The sequence below is a fragment of the Thermoanaerobaculia bacterium genome (assembly GCA_035717485.1).
In the GTDB taxonomy this organism is placed as follows: domain Bacteria; phylum Acidobacteriota; class Thermoanaerobaculia; order UBA5066; family DATFVB01; genus DATFVB01.
The window spans coordinates 1-5,785 of record DASTIQ010000185.1; the positions used below are offsets into that span (position 1 = coordinate 1).

General features: G+C 66.8%; 5 protein-coding genes. All 5 read right to left on the bottom strand.

What is annotated here, in order from left to right; genetic code table 11:
• Positions 1–30 precede the first annotated feature (30 nt).
• The gene (locus VFS34_09865) at positions 31–1,305 is read right to left on the bottom strand and encodes an MFS transporter (protein HET9794757.1); all 1,275 of its coding nucleotides are present in this window, start codon (positions 1,303–1,305) and stop codon (positions 31–33) included.
• A gap of 234 nt (positions 1,306–1,539) precedes the next feature.
• Positions 1,540–3,420 (bottom strand): potassium transporter Kup, encoded by a 1,881-nt coding sequence (locus VFS34_09870; GenBank protein HET9794758.1) that lies wholly within the window; start codon positions 3,418–3,420, stop codon positions 1,540–1,542.
• Positions 3,421–3,525: 105 nt separating this feature from the next.
• Positions 3,526–4,566, bottom strand: coding sequence for a DUF1573 domain-containing protein (locus VFS34_09875; protein ID HET9794759.1), 1,041 nt, complete (start codon positions 4,564–4,566; stop codon positions 3,526–3,528).
• Complete coding sequence (locus VFS34_09880; GenBank protein HET9794760.1) at positions 4,566–4,922, bottom strand: hypothetical protein; 357 nt, start codon at positions 4,920–4,922, stop codon at positions 4,566–4,568. Before VFS34_09880 ends, VFS34_09875 begins: the two co-directional genes overlap by 1 nt.
• A 119-nt stretch (positions 4,923–5,041) precedes the next feature.
• On the bottom strand, positions 5,042–5,305 hold the full coding sequence (locus VFS34_09885) for a hypothetical protein (GenBank protein HET9794761.1): 264 nt from the start codon (positions 5,303–5,305) through the stop codon (positions 5,042–5,044).
• Between the last annotated feature and the right edge of the window lie 480 nt (positions 5,306–5,785).

The window sequence follows — 5,785 nt, forward strand, 5'->3', positions numbered from 1 at the left end:
AAAGCAAGGGGAACGATGGCCGCGGCGCCGCTATGCCGAAACCGGGCCGGCCGGCCCGCTCGCGCTCCGGCTCCTCGCGCGTGCGTGGATCAGCAGCAGCTCGTAGATTCCCGCGCCCAGGAGATACACGACCGAGACTCCGAGGCCCACCCCCCGGGGCGTCCAGCCTGGGTGATCGAGCGCCTTGCCGGTCGCGAGCATCGACGCCGAGATCGTGAGCGTCACGAGCGCCTGGTCGGCCGCGAAGACGCGGCCGCGAACGCGGTCGTTCGTCTCCTGCTGCAGGAGCACCGTCGAGAGGACCCAGGTGATCGCGGTCCCGATCCCCGAACCGACGAGGAGGAGGAAGGCGAGGAGAGCGGAATGCGCCACCGAGGCCGCGGCGAGAAATGCTCCGCAGACCAGGAATCCCCAGGCGAGCGTCCGCCGCGCGGCGGGGCCCTGCGTGCTTCCCCACCGCCGCGCGACGAACGGCCCGATCCCCGTCCCGATGCCGCGGGCGGCGAACAGGAACCCGATCCCTCCGGCGGCCGTCTTCCCGAATCGGAAAACGCGCTCGCCCCAGATCGCGAGAACCAGCCCCGTCCCGCCGGCGAGACCGAGGAGAGCCTTCGAGCAGAGGACCGGAAGGAGGGCCGGCGCGCGGAGCGCCTCGCGCACGCCGGCGATGAAGCCCCGCTGGGAAGGATGGGGGTGAGATTCGATCGGAGGGATCGCCGCGCGGAACACGAACCACGCCGACCAGAGATAGCTCGCCGAGTTGAGCAGGAAGGCCGTCCGTTCGCCGAAGAGCGCGGTCAGGAGTCCGCCGATCGCCGCTCCGGCGGCGAGCATCACCGACCAGGTCGTCGCCGTCAGCGCATTGGCGGCGACCAGCCCTTCGGGCCTCACGACACGCGGAGTCACGGCGTTCCTCGCCGGCTCGAAAAACGACGAGATCGCCATCTGGACGAAGGTCGCGGCGTACACGATCCAGATCCGCCCCGGCCGGTCCACCAGGAGAAACGCCAGGACGACGCCGGCGCGGGCGACGTCGGCGGCGATCATGACGAGCTTTCTCGGCAGGTGGTCCACCACGCGTCCCGCGAGCGGCGACACGAGGAAGACGGGGACCATCTGGAGGACGTAGAAGATTCCCGCCGCGCTCCCCGAACCGGTCAGGCGCAGGAGCAGCGACAGCACGGCCACCTGGTTGAACCAGTCGCCGAGCAGGCTCCCGACCTGGCCGATCCAGATCCTCCGGAAGTCGGGATTCTCGCGGAGCACCGCGGAATAGCTGGAGGAAGAGCGGGCGGCGGCGGACATGGGAGCGGGATATTACGCCACGGCCGGCATGCGGCGGCAGACCCATGAAGCCGGAGACGGCGTCGTCGCCGCGCGCCCGGCAATGACGAGGGACGCCGGATCCGGCGCCTCCGGTCGACCGCACGCCGAAGCGCGGCGAGACGCGAGCCCGACGGGATGCGGATCGCCCGCGACGCACAGGACATGCGCTGGCATGTGTGAATTCAGGAAGAGTCGAAGGCGAGCTTGCGGTCCCTAAATCTGGACCTGGCCGCGTATCTCCATCACCTGCTCCGGCGGCAGCGAAAAGAACGCCGTGGCGCTTCGCGAGTTGTTCGACATGATCGAGAACAGCTTCTCGCGCCAGAGCGCCATTCCGGGATGTTCCTCGGAGGGAAGGATCGTTTCCTTCCCGAGGAAGAACGTCGCTTTGGAGAGCTCGAGCGCCAGCCCGGGAGCCTTCACTTTCCGAAGGGTCCGGATGAGGTCGGGGTCCTCCATGAACCCGAAATGGATGACGATCCGGAAGAATCCGTTCGCGAACTTCTCGACCTTCACCCGCTCGCGCTCACGCACCCGCGGCACGTCCTCGGTCAGGATCGTCAGCAGGACGACCTGCTCCTGGAGCACGTGGTTGTGGCGAAAGTTGTTCAGGAGCGCCGGCGGGATCACGTCGGGAATCATCGACATGTAGACGCCGGTCCCCGGCACCCGCACGGGCTTTCCCTTCTCCGCGTCGGCGATGAACTGCTCGACGCCGCAGAGCCGGCGGCGGAGCTGGACGTTCAACAGACGCCGCCCGCGTCGCCAGGTCGTCATGATCGCGAAGACCACGAGCGCCACCACGAGCGGGAACCAGCCGCCGCTCCAGACCTTCACGAGGTTCGCGCCGAGGAACGAGAGGTCGAAGACGAGGAAGAGGACCGTGACGAGGAAGGCGATGCCGGTTTTCCAGTGGAGACGGTCGCGCGCGACGAAGTACGCGAGCACCGTCGTGATCACCATCGTCATCGAGACCGCCACCCCGTAAGCGGCGGCCAGGTTGTTCGAAGTCCGGAACCCGAGAACCAGCCCGATCGTCGAAAGCATGAGGACCCAGTTGAGGCCGGGGATGTAGATCTGACCGATCTCTTCGGGGGAGGTGTGGACGATCCGGACGCGCGGCAGGTAGCCGAGCTGCACCGCCTGGCGCGTGAGGGAGAACGCGCCCGAGATGATCGCCTGCGACGCGATGATCGTCGCCATCGTCGCGAGCAGGACGAGCGGATAGAGCGCCCAGCCGGGGGCGAGGAGGTAGAAAGGGTTCTCGGCGGCCGCGGGGCTCGAGATGAGGAGCGCGCCCTGTCCGAAGTAGTTGAGGACGAGCGCCGGACCCACGAAGGAGAACCAGTCGATCTGGATCGGCTTTTCCCCGAAATGGCCGAGATCCGCGTAAAGAGCCTCTCCTCCCGTCGCGACGAGAAAGATCGCGCCGAGGACGAGGAACCCGTGAAAGCGGTTGCGCGCGAAGAAAGACACGGCGTGCGCCGGGTTCAGGGCGGCGACGACTCCGGGGTGCCGGAGGATGCCGCTGACCCCGAGCAGCGCGAGAGTCGAGAACCAGACGAGCATCACCGGGCCGAAGATGCGGCCGATCGATGCGGTGCCCCGCTTCTCGAAAAGGAAGAGTCCGACGAGGATCACGACCGTGATCGGCACGACCGCCGCTCCGAACACCGGCGTGGCGACGTGGAGACCCTCGACGGCGGAGAGGACCGAGATCGCCGGCGTGATGATTCCGTCACCGTACAGCAGCGCCGCGCCGAAGACTCCGACGGTGACGAGGAACATGCGGACGCGGCGGCCCGTCTTTCCCCCGCGAACGAGTCCCATCAGCGCCAGGATGCCGCCCTCTCCCCGGTTGTCGAGGCGCAGGACGTACACGTGGTACTTGACGGTCACGATGACGACGAGCGACCAGAAAACGAGCGAGAGGATGCCGAGGACGTTCTCCGGCCGGAGAGGAATCGCATGGAGACCGGAAAAACACACCTTCAGGGCGTACAGCGGGCTCGTGCCGATGTCTCCATAGACGACTCCGAGGGCGCTCAGGCACAACAGGAAGAGGCGGCGCCCGGAGGGGACCGCCGCCGCCATCGCGGGGGGAACTCCCCGGACCTTCGATTCGAGGTCGGTCGACGACATGCGAGGCGAATTAGAGCAGGAATCGCGCCGGAATGCCGCGCGTCCGGCGGAGGAGAACTACCCGGCGATCCGGCCCCGAACGCGCACCGTCACGATCCGGAACCGCGGGTCGTCGGTCTCGATCGTGATCGTCCCGTCCAGAGGACCCGGCCGGACCGGCTGCCGGAATCGGGCCTCGACCTGAAACGAGGCGCTCGGACTCCCGGCCGGATCGGCCTTCAGGTCGAGCCCCGGGACGTCGGACGCGATCCGGAGGATCCGGAAGGTTCCCGACCGTTTCTTGACGAAGAAGCTCTGCGAAAGAAGGGGATCTCCTCCGGGCCCCCGGCGCAGGGCGGAGAGAGGAACGCTTCCGAAATCGACGTCGTCCGGGTTCGCGTAAAGATCCGCCTTGACGAACAGGTGGACGGGAATCGTGACGCGGCCGATCGAGGAGTCGTCGCTGTCGATCGCGAGGGTTTCGTCGTAGTGTCCCGGAGGGAGATCGGGAGCGGCGCGGACGTCGAGCCGCCAGCTCTTCCCCGCTTCGCTCGGATCGAGCTTCGCCCGGAAGTGGGCGCCTTCGCCGGAGAGGAGGCGAAGGGAGACGGGCTTCTCCGCCCGGAGCGTCAGGTCCCGATGGAGATCCTCCCCGCGAAACGTCGAAAGGAACACGGCGGGCATCGGGTCGATTTCGAGCGGCCCCTCGACGCGGCCGGAAAGCGCGAGCGCGATCGGAGGCGCCGACGGATCGTTCGTCGAGATCTGCGCCACACCGTCGACCGTCCCCTGCACGCGGTCGGTCTTCCATTCGATCGTGATCGTGCCGTCCGCGCCCGGATCGAGCGGCGGAGAGGTCCGGCAGGTCATTCCCGGCATCGACAGTTCGGCGCCCGTGAACGCGAGACGCGCGCTTCCGGAGTTGTGAACGGCGAACGCGTGAACGACCTTCTCGCCGCGCCGCACCCGCCCGAAGTCGAACCGCGGTCGAGGCACGATCGCGCCCGTCGGGGCGGACGGGGCCGCGACCGCGAGCCCCGCGCCCAGAAGCCATCCCGTGACGCCGAGGAAGAGGAAGGGGCGGGCTTTCGCCCGCCCTCCGAAAACCGAAACGTTCATTACTGCGGGTAGAAGCGGATCTGGGCCAGCCGCAGACCGTTGTTGCTGTACTGCCAGACGTAGTCCTGGAGAGCGGGGTCGAAGAGGGAGAGGTTGCCGCACGTGAGGACCCCGCCGAGGTCGAAGCAGACGTCCTGCAGACTGGTGAGCTGAGTCGTGACGTTCTGGAAGGTCTGCTTTCCGCTCCCGCGGCTGAGAGAGACGACGTTGTCGCCGGTATTGCAGATCAGCGCGCCGGTGTCGTCGTAGGCGCAGGTCGTCATCGTCGCGGAGCCTCCCGGTTGACCGAGCGCGCGCGCCCAGACGGTGTAGGCCTCCTGAACGGTGCCGTTGACGCAACCGGAGTCGGTCGTCACGAGCGTGTTGCACGGGAGCTGGAAAACCGCGCCGTTCTGGCCTCGGCCGATCTGCGCGCCGGCGCAGTTGTACGCGGCATCGAACCCGTTGGCGTCGCAGACCTGGAACGGACCCTGGGTCAGCCAGATGTTGCTCTCGACCGGATCGGAAGGCTTCTTGGTGCCGAGCGCGACGAAATCGTGTGTCCGTCGCCGCCGGTCATGGGATCCGTCTTCGGGTTCTCCACGCCGATGATGTTCAGGTTGTAGTGGGCGCCGCTCGGTGCGCCGTTTCCGGTCGTGGCCGTCGACTGCAGAATCGAGCTTCGCGACGAATCGCCGGCGAACGCCGGGAAGGCGGTGAGACAGAGCACTCCCGCCAAACTGAAGATCAGTTTATTCATGAAACCCCGTGGAATCCGGATTGATGAGTAATGGAGCTTCTTCGCCGACCCGGTTTCCACATCTCCTACGCGGGAAAAATTGTCGGCGGAGAAGCTCTATCGAGAACGCCCCGCAAGATCTCCGTACGCGATTACGTCATCGGCAACCTCCTTCCCTTCGGTCGTGATCCTGAAACGAAGTTAGCACGCGAAGCGCGAATGGGAACCCCATAACATCGTCCGAGCGGCGGTTTCCTGAATTGTTGCCGGATTTCCGTCTGCGCCCCGCCACCGTACCGTGGCGTAGGTCGGAGGAGTACGACGGTCGAGGACGCGCGTATCCGCTCGATGGATGGCCGCGCTTACTGTTTGATCAACGCGTCGATGTTGTCCGTCACCTGCGCCGAATCCCAGTCGATCGCGTTGGCGAGGTGGTACAGCACCTTTCCGCTGCGGTCGGCGATGTACGTCTCGGGGAACTTCGTCGTCCCGAACTTGTGC

Excerpts from the sequence above, each read along its gene's own strand:
- VFS34_09865 (HET9794757.1), bottom strand. The coding sequence starts at position 1,305 with ATGTCCGCCGCCGCCCGCTCTTCCTCCAGCTATTCCGCGGTGCTCCGC.
- VFS34_09870 (HET9794758.1), bottom strand. The coding sequence starts at position 3,420 with ATGGCGGCGGCGGTCCCCTCCGGGCGCCGCCTCTTCCTGTTGTGCCTG.
- VFS34_09875 (HET9794759.1), bottom strand. The coding sequence starts at position 4,566 with ATGAACGTTTCGGTTTTCGGAGGGCGGGCGAAAGCCCGCCCCTTCCTC.
- VFS34_09885 (HET9794761.1), bottom strand. The coding sequence starts at position 5,305 with ATGAATAAACTGATCTTCAGTTTGGCGGGAGTGCTCTGTCTCACCGCC.